This window comes from Aeromonas sp. 19NY04SH05-1 (genome assembly GCF_040581895.1).
Taxonomy (GTDB): domain Bacteria; phylum Pseudomonadota; class Gammaproteobacteria; order Enterobacterales; family Aeromonadaceae; genus Aeromonas; species Aeromonas enteropelogenes.
Window position 1 is genome coordinate 3,328,663 of sequence record NZ_CP095328.1, and the last position, 23,350, is coordinate 3,352,012.

General features: G+C 61.7%; 21 protein-coding genes. 18 read left to right on the forward strand and 3 right to left on the reverse strand.

Going from position 1 to position 23,350, the window contains the following annotated elements:
- Positions 1 to 29: 29 nt before the first annotated feature.
- The 3 genes from ptsI to cysK form a co-directional block, all read right to left on the reverse strand.
- The gene (gene ptsI / locus MRK42_RS15240) at positions 30 to 1,757 is read right to left on the reverse strand and encodes a phosphoenolpyruvate-protein phosphotransferase PtsI (RefSeq protein ID WP_042027718.1); all 1,728 of its coding nucleotides are present in this window, start codon (positions 1,755 to 1,757) and stop codon (positions 30 to 32) included.
- 44 nt (positions 1,758 to 1,801) lie between these two features.
- Positions 1,802 to 2,059, reverse strand: a complete 258-nt coding sequence (locus MRK42_RS15245; protein WP_026457936.1) for an HPr family phosphocarrier protein — start codon at positions 2,057 to 2,059, stop codon at positions 1,802 to 1,804.
- Between the two features lie 453 nt (positions 2,060 to 2,512).
- The gene (cysK, locus tag MRK42_RS15250) at positions 2,513 to 3,481 is read right to left on the reverse strand and encodes a cysteine synthase A (protein ID WP_042027719.1); all 969 of its coding nucleotides are present in this window, start codon (positions 3,479 to 3,481) and stop codon (positions 2,513 to 2,515) included.
- Between the two features lie 167 nt (positions 3,482 to 3,648).
- Between cysK and MRK42_RS15255 the strand changes: the two genes are divergently transcribed.
- The 18 genes from MRK42_RS15255 to exeN all read left to right on the forward strand — a co-directional run bounded on the left by MRK42_RS15255 (position 3,649) and on the right by exeN (position 22,631).
- Positions 3,649 to 4,491, forward strand: coding sequence for a MoxR family ATPase (locus tag MRK42_RS15255; protein ID WP_338610828.1), 843 nt, complete (start codon positions 3,649 to 3,651; stop codon positions 4,489 to 4,491).
- A complete protein-coding gene (locus MRK42_RS15260) occupies positions 4,492 to 5,655 on the forward strand; it encodes a VWA domain-containing protein (RefSeq protein WP_338610829.1) in 1,164 nt (387 codons plus the stop codon).
- Positions 5,656 to 5,712: 57 nt separating this feature from the next.
- Positions 5,713 to 6,834 carry a beta-ketoacyl-ACP synthase III gene (locus MRK42_RS15265; RefSeq protein WP_338610830.1) on the forward strand — a complete coding sequence of 374 codons (1,122 nt, stop codon included), beginning with the start codon at positions 5,713 to 5,715 and terminating at the stop codon, positions 6,832 to 6,834.
- A 48-nt stretch (positions 6,835 to 6,882) separates the two neighbouring features.
- Positions 6,883 to 8,328, forward strand: coding sequence for an HD domain-containing phosphohydrolase (locus MRK42_RS15270; protein WP_223378593.1), 1,446 nt, complete (start codon positions 6,883 to 6,885; stop codon positions 8,326 to 8,328).
- A 329-nt stretch (positions 8,329 to 8,657) separates the two neighbouring features.
- Positions 8,658 to 10,226 carry an AAA family ATPase gene (locus MRK42_RS15275; RefSeq protein ID WP_338610831.1) on the forward strand — a complete coding sequence of 523 codons (1,569 nt, stop codon included), beginning with the start codon at positions 8,658 to 8,660 and terminating at the stop codon, positions 10,224 to 10,226.
- Complete coding sequence (gene exeB, locus MRK42_RS15280) at positions 10,226 to 10,900, forward strand: GspB family T2SS assembly factor variant ExeB (RefSeq protein ID WP_338610832.1); 675 nt, start codon at positions 10,226 to 10,228, stop codon at positions 10,898 to 10,900. The genes MRK42_RS15275 and exeB overlap by 1 nt, the downstream gene beginning before the upstream one ends.
- Positions 10,901 to 11,126: 226 nt before the next feature.
- Positions 11,127 to 11,999, forward strand: a complete 873-nt coding sequence (exeC, locus tag MRK42_RS15285) for a GspC family type II secretion system variant ExeC (protein ID WP_338610833.1) — start codon at positions 11,127 to 11,129, stop codon at positions 11,997 to 11,999.
- Positions 12,000 to 12,021: 22 nt separating this feature from the next.
- Entirely contained in the window at positions 12,022 to 14,055 is a 2,034-nt protein-coding gene (gene exeD, locus MRK42_RS15290; RefSeq protein WP_224210108.1) for a GspD family T2SS secretin variant ExeD, read from the forward strand.
- The gene (gene gspE, locus MRK42_RS15295; RefSeq protein ID WP_338610834.1) at positions 14,055 to 15,560 is read left to right on the forward strand and encodes a type II secretion system ATPase GspE; all 1,506 of its coding nucleotides are present in this window, start codon (positions 14,055 to 14,057) and stop codon (positions 15,558 to 15,560) included. Before exeD ends, gspE begins: the two co-directional genes overlap by 1 nt.
- A gap of 1 nt (position 15,561) precedes the next feature.
- Positions 15,562 to 16,782, forward strand: a complete 1,221-nt coding sequence (gene exeF, locus MRK42_RS15300) for a GspF family T2SS innner membrane protein variant ExeF (RefSeq protein WP_338610835.1) — start codon at positions 15,562 to 15,564, stop codon at positions 16,780 to 16,782.
- A gap of 150 nt (positions 16,783 to 16,932) precedes the next feature.
- Positions 16,933 to 17,364 (forward strand): GspG family T2SS major pseudopilin variant ExeG, encoded by a 432-nt coding sequence (gene exeG, locus MRK42_RS15305; protein WP_026457825.1) that lies wholly within the window; start codon positions 16,933 to 16,935, stop codon positions 17,362 to 17,364.
- Between the two features lie 49 nt (positions 17,365 to 17,413).
- Positions 17,414 to 17,980, forward strand: a complete 567-nt coding sequence (gene exeH / locus MRK42_RS15310; RefSeq protein ID WP_042073370.1) for a GspH family T2SS minor pseudopilin variant ExeH — start codon at positions 17,414 to 17,416, stop codon at positions 17,978 to 17,980.
- On the forward strand, positions 17,977 to 18,336 hold the full coding sequence (exeI, locus tag MRK42_RS15315; RefSeq protein WP_026457827.1) for a GspI family T2SS minor pseudopilin variant ExeI: 360 nt from the start codon (positions 17,977 to 17,979) through the stop codon (positions 18,334 to 18,336). The genes exeH and exeI overlap by 4 nt, the downstream gene beginning before the upstream one ends.
- Positions 18,336 to 19,097 (forward strand): type II secretion system minor pseudopilin GspJ, encoded by a 762-nt coding sequence (gspJ, locus tag MRK42_RS15320; protein WP_338612497.1) that lies wholly within the window; start codon positions 18,336 to 18,338, stop codon positions 19,095 to 19,097. Before exeI ends, gspJ begins: the two co-directional genes overlap by 1 nt.
- Positions 19,087 to 20,088 (forward strand): GspK family T2SS minor pseudopilin variant ExeK, encoded by a 1,002-nt coding sequence (exeK, locus tag MRK42_RS15325; protein WP_224210112.1) that lies wholly within the window; start codon positions 19,087 to 19,089, stop codon positions 20,086 to 20,088. Before gspJ ends, exeK begins: the two co-directional genes overlap by 11 nt.
- Positions 20,089 to 20,194: 106 nt before the next feature.
- A complete protein-coding gene (exeL, locus tag MRK42_RS15330; RefSeq protein ID WP_338610836.1) occupies positions 20,195 to 21,379 on the forward strand; it encodes a GspL family type II secretion system protein ExeL in 1,185 nt (394 codons plus the stop codon).
- Positions 21,376 to 21,867, forward strand: coding sequence for a GspM family type II secretion system protein ExeM (gene exeM, locus MRK42_RS15335; RefSeq protein ID WP_338610837.1), 492 nt, complete (start codon positions 21,376 to 21,378; stop codon positions 21,865 to 21,867). The genes exeL and exeM overlap by 4 nt, the downstream gene beginning before the upstream one ends.
- Positions 21,864 to 22,631 (forward strand): GspN family type II secretion system protein ExeN, encoded by a 768-nt coding sequence (gene exeN, locus MRK42_RS15340; protein ID WP_338610838.1) that lies wholly within the window; start codon positions 21,864 to 21,866, stop codon positions 22,629 to 22,631. The genes exeM and exeN overlap by 4 nt, the downstream gene beginning before the upstream one ends.
- Positions 22,632 to 23,350 lie beyond the last annotated feature (719 nt).

The window sequence follows — 23,350 nt, forward strand, 5'->3', positions numbered from 1 at the left end:
AGATGATTTGTCGCTGTTTGCAGCCGATCTTAGCAGACTGCCTTCTGCTTAATAAAGTTATCTACACAGGCTTCGATTTCTGCGGCAGTGGCGAAGCTCAGTGCTTGGTCAGCCATTGCCTTCACATCTTCGAAGTTGGTGTTGCGGATAAGCTTCTTGATACGCGGTACAGAGATGGCGCTCATGGAGAACTCATCCAGACCCATACCCAGCAGCAGCAGGGTGGCACGCTCGTCACCAGCCAGTTCACCACACATACCGGTCCACTTGCCTTCGGCGTGGGACGCATCGATAACCATCTTGATCAGGGTCAGGACGGAGGGTGACAGCGGGTTGTACATGGCGGAGATCATCTCGTTACCACGGTCGACAGCCAGGGTGTACTGGGTCAGGTCGTTGGTACCGATACTGAAGAAATCCACTTCCTTGGCCAGATGATGAGCCATGACGGCAGCAGCCGGGGTCTCGATCATGATACCCACTTCGATGGCTTCATCAAAGGCTTTGCCTTCGGCACGCAGTTCGGCCTTCAGCGTCTCTACGGTAGCTTTGAGGCTACGGAACTCTTCGACGGAGATGATCATCGGGAACATGATGCGCAGTTTGCCGAAGGCAGACGCACGCAGAATGGCCCGCAGCTGGGCATTCATGATGTCGGCGCGATCGAAGAAGATACGCACGGCACGCCAGCCCAGGAAGGGGTTCATCTCTTTCGGGAAATTCATGTACGGCAGTTCTTTGTCGCCGCCGATGTCCATGGTACGCACGATGATCGGCTGATCCGGCATCGCTTCGGCCACTTCTTTGTAGGCTTTGAACTGCTCGTCTTCGGTCGGCAGCGCATCGCGATCCATGAACAGGAACTCGGTACGGTACAGACCCACGCCTTCGGCGCCATTACGGATGGCACCCTCGGTATCCTTCACGGTACCGATGTTGGCACACACTTCGACCTGGTGACCATCCAGCGTGATGGCAGGCAGATCTTTGAGCTTGGCCAGCTCGTCCTTCTCGGCCTGGAACTGGGCCTGGATCTCTTTGAACTTGGCCAGTTGCTCGGCAGTCGGGTTGATTACGATCTGGTTGTTGATCGCATCCAGCACCAGTACGTCACCATTCTTGACGCGCTCGGTGATGTCGTTGGTACCCACGATGGCCGGCAACTCCAGGGAGCGGGCCATGATGGAGGTGTGGGAGGTACGGCCACCGATGTCGGTGACAAAGCCCAGCACGTACTTCAGGTTGATTTGAGCGGTTTCGGACGGGGTCAGGTCTTTGGCGACCAGGATAACCTCTTCGTCGATGGTGCTCAGGTTGACAACGGCGATGCCCAGTACGTTCTTGACCAGACGGGTACCGATGTCACGGAAATCGGTGGCGCGCTCACGCAGGTAGGGGTCGTCCAGCTCGGCCATCATCTTGGCGTACTGTTCGATAACCTCGTAAATCGCCTTGTCGGCGGAAGCCTTGTTGTCTTTGATGAAGGATTTGATATCCCCTTCCAGCTCCTCATCTTCGAGCAGCATGATGTGACCTTCGAAGATGGCCTCTTTTTCCTCACCGAAGGTACGACCGGCCATCTCTTTGATGGCTTCCAGCTGGGCAGCTGACTTGGTGCGAGCTTCGAGGAAACGGTTGATCTCGGCATCAATCTGATCGGCGGAAATCTTGCCTTGATTGATAACGATCTCATCTTCTTTCAGAAGAAGCGCCTTACCGAATGCGATACCGGGGGACGCAAGAATGCCAGATATCATAATCCTTCCTATTAAAACGACTGTGGGGGAGGAATAAAGCTGGATTACTCCAGCTCGTCCATCAGGGCAACCAGCTTCTCAACGGCTTGCTGAGCATCCGGACCTTCGGCCTGGATGGTCACGTTGGTGCCTTTGGTCAGGCCCAGGGTCTGCAGCTTGAACAGGCTCTTGGCGCTGGCGGACTTGCCACCGGAGACCACAGTGATCTCGCTTTGGAATTCTTTGGCTTCTTTCACGAACTGAGCTGCCGGACGGGTGTGCAGGCCGTTTTCAGCAGTAATAACAACAGACTTCTCGTACATGGTTTCACCCCATATTATTGATATTTTTTGATGGATTGAGCGTTTATCAAACGATTCGCCCCACCGTGTCAGTATGGATATGTTGTAAAGTAACGAAAGCAGACCCGCAATGGTTTAATCTAGGTCAAGTTTCTGTGCAGTAATCGGTTTGTTGGCCGGTCTTTTTCCGTTATCCGGCTGAAAGCCGCATCAGGACTGGCCTGAAATTAATTTATAACGAAAAATAACACTTTGTTACTTTGTGATACCTAGCCATCAAAAACCGCGTGACGCCGCACAGGATATGAGATTTATCACAGAATGTCTGCTTTTTTTGTCGCGGCAACGCTTGTTATTTTACCCCAAAAAATAAGGGTCGAGTGACGCTCCCTCGCGTCACGGTCAAGTGCAGAGTCTAGTCCATAACAAAACGGCGCTCCGAGGAGCGCCGTTGTTTTGAAAAGATCCGTACATTTACTGCTGCAGTTCCTGCTCGGTGAACACCCCGGCAAACAGGGCGCTGGAGAGGTAACGCTCCGCCGCGCTCGGCAGGATGACAACGATGGTCTTGCCTTCAAACTCCGGCAGCTCGGCCAGACGGCTGGCTGCGACCACGGCGGCGCCCGAGCTTATCCCGGCCAGGATGCCCTCCTCTTCCATCAAACGGCGCGCCATCTCGATGGCCTCGTCGCTGGTCACCTGCTCGACACGGTCCAGCAGGGTCAGGTCCAGGTTGCCCGGGATGAAGCCGGCGCCGATCCCCTGGATCTTGTGGGGGCCCGGTTTGATCTCTTCACCCGCCAGTTTCTGGCTGATGACGGGAGATTCGGCCGGCTCGACGGCCACGGAGACCACGGCCTTGCCTTTGGTCTGTTTCAGATAGCGGGAAACACCCGTGATGGTGCCGCCGGTGCCGACGCCGGCCACGAACACGTCCACCTCACCATCGGTGGCGTCCCAGATCTCGGGGCCAGTGGTTTTTTCATGGATTTCCGGGTTGGCCGGGTTTTCGAATTGCTGCAACAGGACATATTTGCCCGGCTCGGATTCGAGGATCTCGTTGGCCTTGGCGATGGCACCCTTCATGCCGAGCGGCCCCTCGGTCAGTACCAGATTGGCACCGAGTGCCTTGAGCAGCTTGCGACGCTCCAGGCTCATGGTAGCCGGCATGGTCAGGGTGATGGGATAGCCACGAGCAGCAGCCACAAAGGCCAGAGCAATACCCGTGTTGCCGCTGGTGGGCTCGATGATCTCCTTGCCCTTGGTCAGCACGCCGCGCTTCTCGGCATCCCAGATGAGATTGGCGCCGATCCGGCACTTGACGCTGAAGCTCGGGTTGCGACTCTCGATCTTGGCCAGCACGCGGCCCTTGGTAACACGGTTGAGACGAACCAGCGGGGTGTTGCCTATGGTCTGGCTGTTGTCCTCGAAAATTTTGCTCATGGTGCTATCCCTGTGTTTGTTAAGGCGATGAAACAAGATTACCCTGTGGTTTCTGAATGAGAAGTGACGAATCGTTATAACAATATGTTATTACAACATATAGAGCTTATTCTCTCACCGAGTCCCGCCATCACCACGGGCCTCCCCTCGTCAAAGGATCGGACGCTATGGGATTTTCAGGAAGCAGCCACTATCTTGCCTCTGATGCACTGAGTATGGCGGTCAATGCCGCCATCGTGCTGGAGAAGCCGCTGCTCATCAAAGGCGAGCCGGGCACCGGCAAGACGGTGCTGGCCGAGGCGGTCGCCGACCATCTGGGCACTGAACTTATCGCCTGGCATATCAAGTCCACCACCAAGGCCCAGCAGGGGCTCTACGAATACGATGCGGTGGCCCGGCTGCGGGACTCCCAGCTCGGCGACCCGAACGTTGCCAACATCGACCACTACATTCGCCGCGGCAAGCTGTGGCAGGCCTTTACCGCCGACCAGCGACCCGTGCTGCTTATCGACGAGATCGACAAGGCGGACATCGAGTTTCCCAACGATCTGCTGCTGGAGCTGGACCGGATGGAGTTCGACGTCTACGAGACCGGCGAGCGCGTCAGGGCCCGCCAGCGCCCCGTGGTCATCATCACCTCCAACAACGAAAAAGAGCTGCCGGATGCCTTCCTGCGCCGCTGCTTCTTTCACTACATCCGCTTCCCCGACAAGGCCGAGATGCAGGCCATCGTCAGGCTGCACTATCCGAAGTTGAAAGATGCATTGCTGGAGGAGGCCATGGCGCTCTTCTTCGAGCTGCGCGAGGTAGAGGGACTGCGCAAGAAACCCTCCACCTCGGAGCTGCTGGACTGGATCAGGCTGCTCTTGGCCGACGATATCGCCCCGGAGGCAATGCGCACCCGCGAGCCCGGCAAGCTGGTGCCCGCTCTCTATGGCGCCCTGCTCAAGACAGAGCAGGATCTGCATCTCTTTGAGAAGCTCGCCTTTCTGGCCCGCCGTGGTAGCTAGATGCTGATCGATTTTTTTACCCACCTGCGCCGCCACCTGCTCCCCTGCAGCCTGCGCGAATTGCTGGACTTGCACGCTGCCCTGGGGGCTCGCCTGGCCAGCGTCGACATGGATGACTTCTATCTGCTTGCCCGCACCCTGCTGGTAAAAGACGAGGCTCACTACGATCGCTTCGATCGCGCCTTCGCCGAGTATTACGAAGGGCTGGCCGCCATCCCCCTGCTGCCGGAGAGCCTGCCGGATGAGTGGCTGCGCAAGGAGTTCGAACGGCTGCTGAGCGCCGAGGAGAAGGCGTTGCTCCAATCCCTTGGCGGGCTCGATCAGCTGCTGGCGACCCTCAACCAGCGCTTGAACGAGCAGAAAGAGCGTCACGCCGGCGGTAACAAGTGGGTCGGCACCGGCGGTAGCAGCCCGTTTGGCCACGGCGGTTTTCACCCCGAAGGGATCCGCATGGGGGGAGAGGGACAACACGGCCGGGCGGTCAAGGTGTGGGAGGCGCGCCACTACCGCAACTTCAGCGACGATTCGCCCCTTGGCCAACGGGCCATCCAGCTGGCCCTGCGCAAACTCAGGCGCTGGGTTCGCCAGGGCAGCCCCGACGAGCTGGATCTTGACGACACCATCCAGAGCACGGCCCGCCAGGGCTGGCTCGATGTGAAGCTGCGCCCCGAGCGTCACAACGGAGTCAAGCTCTTGGTCTTTTTCGACGTGGGGGGCTCCATGGATGCCCACGTGGCCGAGGTGCAGCGGCTCTTTTCCGCCCTGCGCCACGAGTTCAAGCACCTGGAGTACTTCTATTTTCACAACTGTCTCTACGATTTTGTCTGGCAGGACAACACCCGCAGGCACGAGGAGCGCTTCGACACCCTGCGGCTGCTGCGCACCTATGGCAGCGACTATAAGGTGATCCTGGTGGGGGATGCCACCATGGGTCCCTACGAGATCACCTGGCCCGGCGGCAGCGTCGAACAGTGGAACGAGGAGCCCGGCCAGGTGTGGCTCGCCCGGCTGCAGCAGCACTTCCCCAAGCTGGTGTGGATCAACCCCACACCGCGCCGGGAGTGGCTCTGGCACCCCTCCATCAAGCTGATGAACGAATTGATCGGCGGGCGCATGCACCCGTTGACTCTGGCCGGTCTCACTCAAGCTATTGACCAGCTGTAATGAACCTCTCTACCCGAACGGACAACAAGCCGGGAGTGCACCCGGCGAGGAGCAAAGATGACCTCTATCGTGATCAGTGGCTCAGGCCTCTATACCCCACCCTTTGCCGTCAGCAATGAAGAGCTGGTGGCCGCCTTCAACCAGTATGTGGATCTCTACAACGAGGAGAATGCCTCCGCTATCGATGCGGGCCAGCTGCCGGCCAGGCAGCATTCAAGCTGCGAATTCATCGAGAAGGCCTCCGGCATCAAGAGCCGTTATCTGGTGAGCAAGGAAGGTGTGCTGGATCCCGACATTATGCAGCCATTGATGGCGGAGCGCCCCGATGACAAGCCCTCCATCATGGTGGAGATGGCGGTGGCTGCCGCCGAGCAGGCGCTGATCGCCGCCGGACGCGAGCCGGGGGAGATAGAACTGGTGATAGTGGCTGCCTCCAATATGCCGCGCCCCTACCCGGCGCTCGCCATCGAGCTGCAACACTATCTGGGGGCGAGCGGCATGGCCTTTGACATGAACGTGGCCTGCTCCTCCGCCACCTTCGGCATCAAGACGGCGGCGGACATGCTGGCGGCCGGCAGCGCCAAACTGGCGCTGGTGGTCAACCCGGAGATCTGCTCGGGCCACCTCAACTTTCGCGATCGGGACAGCCATTTTATCTTCGGCGACGCCTGCACCGCCGTGCTGCTGGAACGGGAGACCGATTGCAAGGTGGCCAACCCCTGGCAACTGGTGGCCAGCAAGCTGATGACCCAGTACTCCAACAACATCCGCAACAACTTCGGCTTTTTAAACCGGCTGAGCCCGCGCACCCGCTACGGCGATGACAAGCTGTTTCGCCAGCAGGGGCGCAAGGTGTTCAAGGAGGTGCTGCCCATGGTGTGCGACTTGATCGCCGACCAGCTGGACGAGCAGGGTTGGAGGGCGGATGCCTTGAACCGGCTCTGGCTTCATCAGGCCAACCTCACCATGAACCAGTTCATCGCCCGCAAGCTGCTGGGGCACGATGCCAGCCAGCAGGAGGCCCCGGTGATCCTAGACAGTTACGGCAATACCAGCTCTGCGGGTTCCATTATCGCGTTCCATCTGTACAATCGCGACCTTCCTTCGGGGGCCTGCGGCGTGCTTTGCTCATTCGGAGCCGGTTACTCCATCGGCAGCCTGCTGCTGCGGCGCCTGTAAAAAGGGGCCTGGCCCCTCATAACAATCATCCGTTGTTTGGGCGACATTATGCAGAAGATCACGGGGCGCTGTGCCCTTCACTACGGCGTGACACTGTCACTCTTTTGTCTCTACGGGCTGCAGGTCTGCCCGTTTCTCGAGAGCCTGACCCTGCCCCAGCTGGTCATGCCCACTCTGATGGCCTTCACCTTCATGTTCGTCATGCGCAGCTGGCTGCTGCCACGCAGCCGCCTCACCGCCCGGGGGCTGGGCGGTTTCGGGCTCGAGGTCGGCTTCTTCCTGCTGGGCGCCCTGATGATCTCCACCTACAACGCCCTGGTGCACACCTTCCCGCTGGAGAGTCATCTCAAGATCCTGCTGGGCATGACGACCTTGGGCTTTCTGGTGGCGGCGGATCTGACCCTGGCCCGGGACTGGCTCAGTGCCAAACAGCGGGAACAGCAGGGCGCCTTCGCCCTGAGTCATCCGTTGGCGATGCCGGTTTCGCGCAAACTCTCCCTGTTTGCCCTGGCGACCCTGACCCTGTTGGGAGCCGTCTTCTTCCTGCTGTTCAACAAGGATCTGGAGTGGCTGATCACTGTCGGGGAGACCTTGCCGCACCTCGCAGCCCAGCACTACATACTGCTGGAAATAGCCTTCGTGATGGCGGTGACTTTCGGCTATCTCTCCCTGATCATTCACGGTTATGGCCGCAACCTCTCCCTGACCCTGATGCACCAGACCCGCACCATGGCCAGGGTGCAGTGCGGCGATCTCAATGCCCGGGTGCCGGTTATCCGGGATGATGAGTTCGGTCTGATTGCCGCCAGCACCAATCAGATGATCGGGGAGCTGAAAGCGCGCCATGACGAGCTGCACCTGACCCGGGATGTGGCCATCCTGGGGCTCGCCTCCCTGGCGGAGACCCGGGACAACGAGACCGGCGCCCACATCATCCGTACCCAGCACTACGTCAAAGTGCTGGCCGAATACCTGAGCCGTCACGAACGGGCCCGCTACCCGCTGGACGACGCCACCATCGATCTGCTGTTCAAGTCGGCCCCCCTGCACGATGTGGGCAAGGTGGGCATTCCCGATGCCATCCTGCTCAAGCCGGGCAAGCTCACCGACGAGGAATTCGCCATCATGAAGCGCCACCCCCAGATAGGCGCCGATGCCCTGGCGAGCGCCGAGGCCCAGCTCGGCTCCAACTCCTTCCTGCACCTGGCGCGGGAAATTGCCCTCACCCATCACGAGAAGTGGGACGGCAGCGGTTATCCGAGCGGCCTTGTCGGCGAGGCAATCCCCCTCTCCGGCCGGCTGATGGCAGTGGCGGATGTCTACGACGCCCTCATCTCGAAGCGGGTCTACAAGCCCGCCTTCAGCCATGAGGAGGCGAAGGCGATCATAGTCCGGGGCCGCGGCAGCCATTTCGATCCGGCCATCGTCGATGCTTTCCTCGCCTGTGAGGCAAATTTCCAGCAGATTGCCGCCCGCTTTCAGGACAGCCACTGACAAAGGGGCCGCCAACATGGCGGCCCTCCCCTCAAGCATCATTCCCCTTTCGCAGCCGCCATAATCCCCTTCATTCACTACGGTTGATGGCCCTCAGAGGCGCGCTAACGTTTTCCTCCCTCACACACAACCAGCTGATAAATATATTATTTTTAAATAATGTGTCATTTTTTGGTCATTTGGACCCGAGAATTATGGAACCTGGATCACAAGGCGATATAAAAGTGACGATATGGGGCCAAAGGAGCCAATCATGACTGCCAATCAGAGCCAGGTTTGTTATCATCCCTGAATCTTTATCACCTGCCGCCGGTCACAAAAGAATACCCATGTACACACAGTTCTTCGGCCTCTCGGAACCTCCGTTCTCCATTTCCCCCAATCCAAAGTACCTCTATATGAGCGAACGCCACGGCGAAGCCCTGGCTCACCTCACCTACGGATTGCAGGATGGGGGCGGCTTCGTGCTGCTGACCGGCGAGGTGGGTACCGGCAAGACCACCGTCTCCCGCTGTCTGTTGCAACAGCTGCCGGAGGAGACCGAGATCGCCTACATCCTCAATCCTTCCCTGACCGAACGGGATCTGCTGGCCGCCATCTGCGACGAGTTCCAGCTTGCCTATGGGGAAGAAGCCGGGATCAAGACGCTGTTCGACCTCATTCGCGATCACCTGCTGGCCAACCTGGCGGCGGGCAAGCGCAGCGTGGTGCTGGTGGACGAGGCGCAGCACCTGCTGCCCGGTGTGCTGGAGCAACTACGCCTGCTGACCAACCTCGAGACCGACGACAAGAAGCTGTTGCAGGTGGTGTTGATAGGCCAGCCGGAGCTGCAGCAGATGCTGCGTCAGCCCCTGCTGCGCCAGCTGGCCCAGCGCATCACCGCCCGTTACCACCTGTTGCCGCTCTCCGCCACCGACGTGGATGCCTACGTCAGGTTCCGCCTGCAGGTGGCCGGCTGCGTGCAGCCCATCTTTACCCCGGGTGCGATCCAGACCCTGCATCGCCTGAGCGGCGGCGTGCCCCGTCTCATCAACCTCATCTGCGATCGCGCCCTGATCGCCGCCTTCGCCCGCGCCAGCTACAAGGTTGCCCCCGCCGACATCAGCCAGGCGGCCTTCGAGGTGACCGGCGTGCGGGACGAAGGGAGCTGGCTCTCGGGGCTGACCGTAACCCTGGCCGGCGCCCTGCTGGTGGCTGCCGGCTGGTGGGGCTGGCAATTTTTCGGCGTTTTTCCCGAGCGCCCCGTGGTCAAGGTCGAGGTGCCGGTCACCATAGACGAAACCGCCGAGCAACAGGAACAGCTGACCGAGGCGATCAACCAGGCGCTCGATCCCGACGGCGCCATGCAGAATCTCTACCGGGTATGGGGATATGAACCCGAACTGGACGACGCCACCTGTGCCAATGCCCCCCGTGCCGGCCTGCGCTGCCAGGAGGGGGAAGCAAGCCTCGAGGAGCTGCGCGCCCTGCAGCACCCCGCCATGATCACCCTGACCGACGAGACCGGCGGGATCTACTACGCCACCCTGGTGACCCTGGGTCCCAAGCAGGCCAGCCTGATGATCGGCGATCAGAGCTGGGAAGTAGAGCGCCAATGGCTCCAGGATAACTGGGGCGGCAGCTACACCCTCTTGTGGCGCATGCCCAAGGGAGGCGTGGGCCTTATCAGCAGCAACGCCGGCCAATCCCAGCTCCAGTGGCTCGACAATGCCCTGAGCCGCGCCCTGCAACAACCGGAACGCAAGGTGCGCCGCTTCGATGGCGAGCTCAAGCAAAAACTGCAGCAGTTCCAGCGGGATCAGGGGCTGACCCCGGACGGCATCGCCGGCAGCAATACCCTGCTGCGTCTCAACGCCCTCTCCGGCGAGCCCATGCCCAGACTGGAGGAGGCCTCCTGATGTCTACCCTGCTCAAGGCGCTGCGCCGCGCCGAACAACCGGCCATCCCGGCCCATATCCCCGCCATGGGGCTGCCGCTACCCCGGGAGGAGGAGCGTCACCCTCGCCGCATCGGCTGGCTGCTCGCACCGCTGGCCCTGCTGCTGGGCGCCGGCGCCAACTATGGCTGGCACCTGCTGCACAACCGCCCCATCGAGGAGAAGGTCGAGGTAAAGGAGGTGGTCAGGCCCCCCTTCGTGCGAGTCGAGCCCAAGGCGATGATCACCCGACCACTGCCGCCACCCCTGCCGGAGCCCGTGGTGCAGCAACCCAGGGTGGTGGCTAAAAATGGCAACCCGGCCCCGAGTCTGGCCGAACAGTTGCTGCGCGCCCTCAATGAAACACCGCTGCAGGAGCCCCGGGCCAGCGGGCCAGCGGTCGCCCCGAGCCAGCTGATGAGCCTGAATGCGGCGCCGCCCGCGGTGCGCCAGCAGGTGCCGCCGCTGATGTACGGCTCCCATGTCTTCTCCTCCAACCCGGCCAAACGCACCGTGCTGCTCAATGGCCGTGAATACCGGGAAGGGAGCGAACTGGCGCCCGGCGTACGCCTCGCCGCCATCGCGCAGGAGTACATAGTGCTGGATGTGGGCGGACAGAGCGTCACCCTCAAGGCGCTGCAGGACTGGCATGGTTAGCAGGGTGATGAAGCAAACCGTTCACCCCGGGTCGCGGGGCTGTGATATGAAGAGGATTCCAAACGGGTCACACCTGACAACCCCTGACGCCTGGCGTACAAGCGGCGCCGTGTCTCCTTGCGACGAAATGATTAAATACTCACCTGTATGCATACGCCTGTTGTGTCAGGCAAATGGGCCGTTCACAATACGCAACCACACCGGAACCTGGAAGTGATTGATTAATATGACGCTACGATTCAGGGACGACATGTTTTCCAGGCTGTGGGTCCAGTGCCGACGCCTCCCCATGACCAGGATTGCCCAGCTGGTATTCCTGGTGCTGCTGCTCATGCTGGCCCAGCAGAGTGCCAGCCTGACCTGGCGTCTGTTCACCCTGGCAAGCCCCCAGCAGAGCGAACCCTGGCAACCGGCCATGGCCGCCACTGCCAGACCGGACAGCCCGCGCATCGAGCTCGATGACATCAGCCGGCTGGCTCTCTTTGGCAAGCCCCTGCCCAGGGCGCAGGACAACACTGCCGTGGCCGCCAATGCCCCCCGCACCCAACTCAATGCCCAGCTCAACGGCGTGCTGGCTAGCTCGGATCCGGCCAGATCGATCGCCATCATCGCCATCTCCGGGCGCCAGAACTCCTACGGGGTCGGGGATATGATCGACGGCACCCAGGCCAAGATCCGCCAGATTTTTGCCGATCGGGTCATCATCGCCCACAACGGCCGTGACGAGACCCTGATGCTGGACGGGGAAGAGTACGGCAAGCCGCTGCCGACCCCGGAGAAACCGGGCAGCACCCTCACCGACCTGCGCCAGGAGCTGATGGCCAACCCGGGCAAGATCACCGATTACCTCAATGTTTCACCGGTGCAGGTGGATGGCCGGATGACGGGCTATCGCCTCAATCCGGGCAGCAATCCGGCCCTCTTCAACCAGAGCGGACTGCAGGCCAATGATCTGGCCATCGCCATCAACGGACTGGATTTACGGGACAACATGCAAGCCATGCAGGCGATGCAACAGATGGCTGGCGCCACGGAAATGACGGTAACCATAGAGCGTCAGGGCGAACAGCTCGACGTCTATGTGAGCCTGGCAGAATAATGATTTTGGAGTCGTACCAAGAATGAGCACTAAAGGGAAAGGCTGGCGTCTGGCTACCATGGCCGCGGCACTGATGATGGCAGGCAGTGCCTGGGCCACCGAATACGCGGCCAGTTTCAAAAACGTCGAAATCGAAGAGTTCATCAACACGGTGAGCAAGAACCTCAACCGGACCGTCATCATAGAGCCGTCGGTGCGGGGCAAGATCAACGTGCGCAGCTATGACCTGCTCAACGAGGATCAGTACTACCAGTTCTTCCTGAGCGTGCTCGACGTCTACGGCTTTGCCGTGGTCCCCATGGACAACGGAGTGCTCAAGGTGCTGCGCTCGCGGGATGCCAAGACCTCCGCCATTCCGGTGGTGGATGGCAGCAACCCGGGCTCCGGCGACGAGATGGTGACCCGGGTGGTACCGGTGCGCAACGTCTCGGTGCGTGAACTCGCCCCCCTGCTGCGCCAGCTCAACGACAACGCCGGCGGCGGCAACGTGGTCCATTACGACCCGTCCAACGTGCTGCTCATCACCGGTCGCGCCGCCGTGGTCAATCGCTTGGTAGAGGTGGTCAACCGGGTTGACCGCGCCGGGGATCAGGAGGTCGACATCATCAAGCTGAAATACGCCTCTGCCGGCGAAATGGTGCGCCTGGTGACCAACCTCAACAAGGATGGCAACCCACAGGGAAGCACCGCCAGCCTGCTGCTGAGCCCCAAGGTGGTGGCCGACGAGCGCACCAACTCGGTGGTGGTCAGCGGCGAACCCAAGGCGCGCGCCCGCATCATCCAGATGGTGCGCCAGCTTGATCGGGATCTCCAGAGCCAGGGCAACACCCGGGTCTTCTACCTCAAATATGGCAAGGCCAAGGATATGGTCGAGGTGCTCAAGGGGGTTAGCTCCAGCATCGAGGCCGACAAGAAGGGGGGCACTGCGGCCACCACGGGGGGCGCCAGCATCGGCGGTGGCAAGCTTGCCATCTCCGCCGACGAGACCACCAATGCCCTGGTCATCACCGCCCAGCCTGACGTGATGGCGGAGCTCGAGCAGGTGATCGCCAAGCTCGACATCCGCCGTGCCCAGGTGCTGGTCGAAGCCATCATCGTCGAGATGCTGGATGGCGATGGCCTCAACCTCGGGGTCCAGTGGGGCAACGCCAATGGCGGTGGCACCCAGTTCACCAACACAGGAGTCGGACTCGGCTCTGCCATCATCGCAGGCAAGGATTACAAGGACAACGGCAACACCGATGGTCTTGGCAACCTGCTGAGCGGCTTCAACGGTATGGCCGCCGGCTTCTACCATGGCGACTGGGCCATGCTGGCCACGGCGCTCGCCTCCAACACCAAGAGCGATATTCTCTCCACCCCGAGCATAGTCACCATGGACAACAAGGAGGCGTCGTTCAACGTGGGTCAGGAGGTACCGGTCCAGACTGGGTCGCAAAGCTCCACCTCGGGTGACAACATCTTCAACACCATAGAGCGCAAGACGGTGGGCACCAAGCTGGTGGTCACTCCCCAGATCAACGAAGGGGATTCGGTGCTGCTCACCATAGAGCAGGAGGTCTCCAGCGTGGCCAAGGCGCAGGCCTCGGGCACCGCAGAGCTCGGCCCCACCTTCGATACCCGTACCGTGAAAAACGCCGTGCTGGTGAAAAGTGGCGAGACAGTGGTGCTGGGCGGCCTGATGGACGAACAGACCAAGGAGGAGATCTCCAAGGTGCCGGTGCTGGGGGATATCCCCGTGCTGGGCTACCTGTTCCGCTCCACCGCCAATACGACCTCCAAGCGCAACCTGATGGTCTTTATCCGGCCGACCATACTGCGTGATGCCAACGTCTACTCCGGCATCTCCAACAACAAGTACTCCCTGTTCCGCGCCGAGCAGCTGGAAGCCGCCGCTCAGGATGCCTACCTCACCTCGCCCAAGCGCCAGGTGCTGCCGGAATACGGTCAGGATGTGATGGTCTCCCCCGAGGTGAAAAAGCAGCTCCAGCAGATGCAGCTTCGCCAGCAAAGCACGGTCGAGAGCACCACTCCCTTTGTGCAGAGCAAGCCCTGATGAGCGCCTACCAGCTGGACGACAGCGAACTGCCGCCGCCACTGCCCGAGCTGCCCTTTGCGTTTGCCCGCAACTTCGGGGTGATCCTGACCGAGCGTGATGGCGCCCCCCTGCTGCTGTGCCGTCAGGGGGTCACGCCGCAGGCCCTGCTCGAAGCGCGCCGGGTCGCCGGCGTCCCCTTCGCGGTGGAGATACTCGATGGCGACGCCTTCGAAGAGTTGCTGATGGCCCACTACCAGCGCGACTCCTCCGAGGCACGCCAGCTGATGGAAGATCTCGGCAACGAGATGGACTTTTTCACCCTCGCCGAAGAGCTGCCCCAGAGCGAGGATCTGCTGGATGCCGATGACGACGCCCCCATCATCCGCCTCATCAACGCCATGCTGAGCGAGGCGATCAAAGAGGAGGCATCGGACATCCATATCGAGACCTTCGAGCGCGCCCTGGTCATTCGTTTTCGCATCGATGGGGTGCTGCGGGAGATCCTGCGCCCCCATCGCAAGCTCGCCTCCTTGCTGGTATCGCGCATCAAGGTGATGTCGCGCATGGACATCGCCGAGAAGCGGGTGCCCCAGGATGGTCGTATTTCCCTGCGCATCGGCGGGCGCGCCGTCGACGTGCGGGTCTCCACCATGCCGTCGAGCTACGGCGAGCGGGTGGTATTGCGTCTGCTCGACAAAAACACCATCCGCCTCGAGCTCAAGCAGCTTGGCATGACCCAGCGCAACCGCACCATCATCAGCGAGCTCATCAGAAAGCCCCACGGCATTATCCTGGTGACCGGCCCGACCGGCTCGGGCAAGTCCACCACCCTGTATGCGGCGCTCTCCGAGATCAACTCGCGGGATCGCAACATCCTCACGGTGGAAGACCCCATCGAATATGACCTGGAAGGGGTCGGCCAGACCCAGGTCAACAGCAAGGTGGACATGACCTTCGCCCGCGGCCTGCGCGCCATATTGCGTCAGGATCCGGACGTGGTGATGGTGGGGGAAATCCGCGACCTCGAGACCGCCCAGATCGCAGTGCAGGCTTCCCTGACCGGTCACCTGGTGATGTCGACCCTGCACACCAACACCGCCATCGGCGCCATCACCCGGATGCGGGACATGGGGATCGAGCCCTTCCTGCTCTCCTCATCCTTGCTGGCGGTGCTGGCCCAGCGGCTGGTGCGCACCCTCTGCCCGGATTGTCGCGCCCCGCGCCCGGTCACCGAGCAGGAGCGCCTCGCCATGGGCATCGAACTGACCGCCGATCAGCAGATCTGGCATCCGGTGGGCTGCGAGCAGTGCAACCACACCGGCTATCGCGGCCGTACCGGCATCCACGAGCTGGTGGTGGTGGACGAAGCAGTGCGCGAGGCCATTCACGGCGCCAGTGGCGAGATGGCCATCGAGCGCCTCATCCGCGAGCACACTCCCAGCATCCGCCGCGACGGCATCGACAAGGTGCTCAAGGGGCAGACCAGCCTGGAAGAGGTGCTGCGCGTGACCCGGGAAGATTGAGATGGCGGCATTCGAATACAAGGCACTCGACAACCGGGGACGCAGCAAGAGCGGCGTGCTGGAGGGGGATTCCGCCCGCCAGGTGCGCCAGCTGCTGCGTGAGCAGGGACTCACCCCGCTGGAGGTGAACGAGACCACCGAGAAGGCAAAACGGGAGGCGACCCGCTTCGCCCTGTTTCGCCGCGGGGCCAGCACCGCCGAGCTGGCTCTCATCACCCGCCAGCTGGCAACCCTGGTGGGCGCCGGCCTCACCATCGAAGAGGCCCTCAAGGCGGTCGCCGAACAGTGCGAGAAGGCCCATCTGCGCAGCCTGGTGGCGACGGTGCGCAGCAAGGTGGTGGAAGGGTATTCGCTGGCCGACTCCCTGGGGGCCTTCCCCCATGTGTTCGATCAGCTGTTTCGCTCCATGGTGGCGGCCGGCGAGAAGTCCGGTCACCTGGAGAAGGTGCTCAACCGCCTGGCCGACTACACCGAGCAGCGCCAGCACATGCGCACCAAGCTGCTGCAGGCGATGATCTACCCCATCGTTCTCACCTGCGTGGCCATCGGCGTCATCTCCATCCTGCTCACCGCCGTGGTCCCCAAGGTGGTGGCCCAGTTCGAGCACATGGGCCAGCAGCTGCCCGGCACCACCCGTTTTCTTATCGGCACCAGCGAGCTGATGCAGGCCTATGGCCTCTGGTTCTTGCTGCTGCTGTTTGCCGGCAGCCTGGTCTGGCGCTGGTGGCTCACCGACGACAAGCGTCGCCGCCGCTGGCATCAGGTCATCTTGCGCCTGCCGGTGATAGGCCGGGTCAGCCGCGGCCTCAACACCGCCCGTTTCGCCCGCACCTTGAGCATCCTCAACGCCAGCGCCGTACCGCTGCTGGAAGGGATGCGGATCGCCGGTGAAGTGCTCTCCAACGACTTTGCCCGGATGCGGATAGCTGAAGCCACCGAACGGGTGCGCGAGGGGACCAGCCTGCGCAAGTCGCTGGCGGAAACCAACATTTTCCCGCCCATGATGCTGCACATGATCGCCTCCGGCGAGCAGAGCGGCGAGCTCGACAGCATGCTGGAGCGGGCAGCAGACAACCAGGATCGGGAGTTCGAGTCCCAGGTCAACATCGCCCTCGGGGTGTTCGAACCCATGCTGGTGGTCTCCATGGCCGGGGTGGTGCTGTTTATCGTGATGTCGATCCTGCAGCCGATCCTCGAGCTCAACAATATGGTGAATCTGTAGGTGAGGGTGTCCGAATACGCTTCGCTATTCGAACCTACAAACCCAATCGAACCCGTAGGTTCGATTAGCCGACAGGCGTAATCGAACGATCGCGGTTTAACAATTAATCGTTGATGGTTCATGCCATCTCATTTCGTTAGGGAGTCAGTCATGCAAAAACGTCGTCAATCCGGTTTTACCCTGCTGGAAGTCATGGTGGTCATCGTGATCCTCGGGATCCTGGCCAGCCTGGTGGTGCCCAACCTGATGGGCAACAAGGAGAAGGCCGACCAGCAGAAGGCGGTCTCCGACATAGTCGCGCTGGAAAATGCCCTCGACATGTACAAGCTGGACAACAACCGCTACCCGACCACAGAGCAGGGGCTGGAAGCCCTGGTCACCCAGCCGACCGTCGATCCGGCGCCACGCAGCTACCGCGAAGGTGGTTATATCAAGCGCTTGCCGCAGGATCCCTGGGGCAACCCGTATCAGCTGCTGAGCCCGGGCCAGTTTGGCAAGCTCGACATCTTCACCATGGGACCGGATGGCGAAGCCGGCAGCGATGATGACATCGGCAACTGGAACCTGAAGGACTTCCAGTAAGTGAATGCGTGCCCCTGCATCCTGCTTCGCCCTGCCCGCTGAGGTCTGCGTGAGAGTCAGTCCGGCCCTTCGTCGCCAATCCGGCTTTACCCTGCTGGAGGTCTTGCTGGTCGCCATGCTGATGGGGCTGGTGGCCACCGCCGTCACCCTCAGCATGGGGGGCGCCCGGGGCGACAGGGAGCTCGACCAGCAGGCACGCCGCCTGATGGCGACCCTGCAGCTGGCACAGGAGTATGCGGTGATGGAGGGGCGCCTGGTGGGTCTTCGCATCGAGGAGAACGGCTGGCAGTACATGCAGCGCGCCGCCCGGGATCGCAAATGGCAGCCGATCGCCGATGACAGACAGCTCGGCCAGGTCGAGCTGCCAGAGAACATGACGCTGGGCCTCGAGCTCGGCGGCTTTGGCTGGCAACCCGATCCCGACGAGGAGCGCGAGCAGAAACGGGACGAGAAAGAGCGCACGCCCCAGCTGCTCATCTTCCCGGGAGGCGAGCTCACGTCGTTTACCCTCACCTTCACCCAGCAGGATGACGATGCCCGCTACATCCGCATCGTCAAGGGGGACGAGTTCGGTCGCCTGACCCTGCTGACCGGTGATGAGGAGCAGCCAGAATGAAGGCGCGCGGCATGACACTGCTGGAGGTGATGGTCGCGCTGGCGGTATTCGCCATTGCGGGCCTGGCGGTGATGAAGACAGCCAGCGAGCACCTCTCGGCCCTCAACTACCTGGAAGAGAAGACGCTGGCCACCTGGGTGGTAGAGAACCAGCTGGTACAGCAAAAGCTCGAGAAGAAGTGGCCCGGCGACAGCTGGGTGGAGGGAGAGGAGCAGCTGGCCGGACAGACCTGGTACTGGCGCTATCGCGGCGTCGCCACCAGCGACAACAACTTCAAGGCGCTGGATATGGAAGTGCGCACCGAGGCGAAATCAGCGAGCCCGGTCGCCATGCTGCGGACCTATATCAACCGATGATGCGCCACCGTCCCCGTCACGCCGGCTTTACCCTGCTTGAGATGCTGGTGGCCATCGCCATCTTCGCCACCTTGAGCCTTGGCGCCTATCAGGTGCTGCAGGGGGTGCTCACCAGCGACGAGGTGGCCAAGCGCAAGGAGGCCAGGCTCTACGAGTTGCAACTCGCCTTCACCCTGCTGGAGCGGGATGTCACCCAGATGGTGCCCAGAAGCGGCCGCATCGAGGGCGAAAGCAACAAGGTATTGCTGGCGGCGTCGCGCTTCGGCCAGCAGAGCGATGACTGGGGCATGGCGTTTATGCGCGGCGGCTGGCTCAACCCGGATGGCATGCTGCCCCGCTCCCAGCTGCAGCGGGTCGGCTGGCGCCTCAAGGATCAGACCCTGGAGCGGCTGAGTTATCTCTACCCGGATCCGGTGATCGGCAGCGAGCCGCGCATCCAGCCGGTGCTCAAGGGAGTCACAGCCCTGCGCCTCTACTTCTACGATCAGGGGCGTTGGCGAGAGGAGTGGACCCAGCGCAGCGTGCTGCCTTACGGGCTCGCGGTCGAGCTGGATCTGGAGGATTACGGCACCATCCGCCGCCAGTTCCTCATCGGTGCCGGTGGTCAGCGCTACGAAGAGAACAGCCAGAGCCAGGACAACCCGGATAGCAACAACGGGAACAACACCGGTAACGGCGGCACCGATCAGGGGGGCACAACAGACAACAATGGCGGAAGCGTGAATGACAACCAGAGTGGAGTCACTCCCAATGAGGGGTAGCGCCCGCCTGGACCGCCAGGGGGGCATGGCCCTGCTGGTGGTGTTGCTGATCCTCTCCGTGATGGTGATCGTCGCCAGCAACATGAGCGGCCGCCTGCAGCTGGAACTGCGCCGCACCGCCAACCTCACCGCGGGCAAGCAGGCCTGGTGGTATGCCATGTCGGCGGAGGCACTGGTGAGCAAGGTGCTGACCCAGGATTTCAAAGATGACCCCGAGGTGGTGAGCCTGGGGCAGAACTGGGCCCGCAAGGAGGCGGTGTTCCCGCTGGAGGATGGCAAGCTGCGTGGCGAGGTGACCGACCTGCAATCCTGCTTCAACCTCAACAGCCTGGCCGTGGCGAGTGCCGCGGGGGTGGGCGAGGAGCTGGAACAGCAGCCCTATCCGGTGCAGGTGTTTCGCGAACTGCTGAGCCAGCTGGGGATGGAGGATTACGAAGCGGCCCAGCTCACCGATGCCGTGCGCGACTGGGTCGACAAGGATACTGTGCTGGTCTCGAGTCTGGGGGCCGAGGACGCCTATTACGAAGGGCTCAAGCCTCCCTATCTGACCGCCAACCAGTGGATGCTGGGCAAGGATGAGCTGAGGGCGGTGCGCGGGGTCACGGCCAGGGTCTATGCCAAACTGGCCCCCTATGTCTGCGCCCTGCCAAGCAGCAAGCTGAAGATCAATATCAACACGCTGGATCCGGAGCAGCCGGCCCTGCTGGTGGCGCTCTACCGGGGCAAGATAGGGCCGGACGATGCCAAACGGCTGCTGACCGAGCGCCCCAAGAAGGGGTGGAAAGAGATCAAGCTGATGACGGATCGCATGGGCGTCCCCCTTGAGAGCATCAAGGGGCTCAAGGAGGCCCTGGTGGTCAAGAGCGACTTTTTTGCCGCCCGCGTGGTCGCCGAGACGGGGGACACCCGCGCCTGGCTGGAGACCCTGTTCCAGCGCGGCAAGGACAACAAACTGGTGGTGCTGCGCCGTTTGAACGGCACCGCCGAATGAGGGAAGCCGAAGCAAGCCTTCGGCACCCGACCGATTTTGGATGCAGCCGGCAGGCTGCGCACCGGCGGCCCACTCGGGGTACGCCGGCATCGCAGGAGAGAGATGCGTGAGCGAGAGTCTGGTCATCCGTCTGGGGACCAATAAACAACAACCGGTGGCCTGGCTGGTCTGGTCTGCCCAGGAGCAGGAGATCATCGCCTCCGGCCAGCTCCCCTCGGCCGACGCGCTGAGCGAGCTGCAGGAACGGGCCGGTGGCCGTCCCGTGGTCACCCTGGTGCCGGGCAGCGATCTGCTGTTTCGGCGCGTCACCCTGCCCGGCCGTTACAGCCGCCAGTCGGCAGCGGCCCTCCCCTACCTGCTGGAGGAACAGATCGCCTCCGATGTGGAGGATCTCCACCTGGTAGTGCTGGCCCACGATGGCCCCAACGTGGATCTGATGGCGGTGGATCGCCAGAAGATGACCGAGTGGCTCGGCTGGCTCGAGGCCGCCGGGCTCAAAAGCCTGCAACTGCTGCCGGATGTGCTGGCCCTGCTCCCCGCAAGCGACGGCTGGTCGGCTCTGCAGCTGGAGCAAGAGTGGCTGATCCGTCAGGGCCCCTGGCAGGGGATCGTCACCGACGAGGCCCTGCTGACCCTGCTGCTGGCAGCCGAGGCCGAACCGGTCACCATCCACAGCCATACGCCGTCCCCCGCCATGGCGAGTGCCAATTGGCAGGCCGCCGAGCCCGAGCTGCCCATGTTGCTGCTGGCCAGGGGAGCGCTCGCCTGTCGCGCCAACCTGCTCACCGGACCCTACCGTCCCCAGACCGAATATGCCCGCTACTGGCAGCAGTGGCGCAAGGTGGCCATCACCGCCACCCTGTTGTTGCTGGTGGCCCTGGTCCAGCGTGGCGCGCAGCTCTATCAGCTGGAACAGCAGGACAAGGCGCTCAAGGGAGAGATCCGCCAGGTCTACACCCGCATCTTCCCCGGGGAGAGCCGCATAGTGAACGTGCGCAGCCAGATGGCCCAGCACCTCAAGCAACTGGGACAGGCCCCGCAAAACGGCATCCTGCTGATGCTGACCGAACTGGCCCCCACCTTCGCCGAGATCCCCGGTCTCAAGCCCCAGGTGTTGCGCTTTGATGCCAGCCGCAGCGAGCTGCGCCTGCAGGTCAGCGCTCCCGGTTATGGCGAGATAGAGCGCTTTCGCGAGCTGGCTGGCAAGCGCTTCGAGGTGCAGCAGGGCGAGGTACGCAGCGGCGAGGGCAAGGTAGAGGGCGCACTGGTGCTCAAGGACAAATCATCATGATGGCAAAACTGCATGGGTGGTGGCACGGCATCACCGCCCGGGAACAGCGGCTGGTGGCGGCAGGCGGCATACTGCTGCTGATCGGGCTCTGCTACTGGAGCATCTGGCATCCCCTCAACAACCGCATCGCGGAGCGGGAACGCCAGGTGCAAAACCAGCAGCAAACCCTGGCCTGGCTCAAGGAGAAGGGGGCCGAGGTGATCGCCATGCGCGGCAACCAGGTGGTGCCGGCTGATACCGGCGGCACCCTGGAAGGGACGGTCAACCGCACCGCCTTCAACCACAAGATCAAGATTGCCCGCCTGCAACCCCAGGGCAGCGAACTGCAGGTGTGGATCGATACGGTCCAGTTCGATGATCTGCTGCTCTGGCTAGCCACCCTGGTGGAGCAGCACGGCATCCAGATCCAGGTCATCGAGATCGCCCGCGAAGACCTGGCCCCGGGCCTGGTCAAGGTCAGACGTTTGCAACTGAGTCGTCCCCAATGAAACAGCGAATCCTGGCTGCCACCCTGTTTCTGGTGGCCTATCTCATCTTCCTGCTGGCCACCCTGCCGGCGGCCCTGGTGGCCCGTTATCTGCCGCTGCCTGCCCATATGGCCAACCTGCTCAAGCTGGAGGGGGTCAGCGGCACCCTCTGGAGTGGCCAGATAGCCCGATTGCAATACGCCAGCGAATCGGTCAGCCAGCTGCGCTGGGAGCTCAATGGCTGGTCTTTGCTGCGCTTCGCCCCCGAGGTGTCAGTGCGTTTTGGAGATCGCCACGGCCTCAATGGCCAGGGGGTGATCGGCTGGCAGGGCAGCCTGTTTGCCCGCGATCTCACCCTCAACGCCCCGGCGCCCTGGCTGCTGGCCCGCCTCCCGCTGCGCCCGCCCTTCCCGCTCACCGTGGCCGGCCAGCTGCAACTCAAGATCGACCAGTTTGCCCAGGGGGCCCCCTGGTGCAACAACCTCTACGGCAACCTCGACTGGTATGACGCTATTGCCGATACCCCGGCCGGCAAGCTGACGCTGGCCGACCCCGAGGTAAAACTCACCTGCCTCGACTCCAGGGTAGTGGCCGAACTCAAGCAGGGTTCCAATGCGGTAGAGACCCTGGGCCGCCTTGAGCTGCAGGCCAACGGCCAGTACCTGTTCCAGGGCAGCCTGAAGCCGGGGCCGGATCTGCCCGCCCAGATGCAACAGGGACTCCCCTTCCTCGGCCAGCCCGACAGTCAGGGGCGCTTCCCCCTGCGCTATCAGGGAAGGATCTGAGCCCCTCCTCTTAACCAGCGGCCCTGGCACTTTGTACCGGGGCCGCTTCTTTTCGCTCGCCTTGGCCTTTTCAGGGGGGAGAGAGAATGCAAGCCAAGGCGTTTCCCTCCTCTACGGGCTCAGCTTTCTTTATCTAAGCCGCTTTGCTTGCTTCACCGACTGCTCTATTTTGCCTGTCCCGCTTTCTGCTGCCTCTCCCGCTCTTTGCCAGTTAGCGCTTGTCACTCTTCCTTATTATCTCTTTTGCCCCTCTCTCACCTTTCAGGCGCCCTGACCGATACCACCCCTCTGGTTGATTCCTCATTAACGCGAGGTCAATAAAACCCCATCTTGGTGATATTCAGACAATCTGAAAGATCTGGCAGGAATATCAATCAGATTGCATTCACTTGTGAATTTGAACCGGTGAAGACAATTTCTCATTTTTCTATCAAAGCAGGTCAACGCACCACATAAAACACATAAATTGTTGATTTAAATAAAAATAAATCATCAACCTATCTTTTTATCTTCGTTGTATCGTCTTTTTTCCAATCCTGTCACATCGAAAACTGTGAAGAGCGGCAGATCACTTGGTCAACCAAAGACAATTGATTTAGACCACGAAATACCAGTCAAACAGGATGTGTCGATACAATAAGGTCAATTGGAGATGATCAAGGCTTGCAGCGCGACTCGCCGCCGTCTCGACCGGTTTGTTCATTTGATTTTCAAGCGTT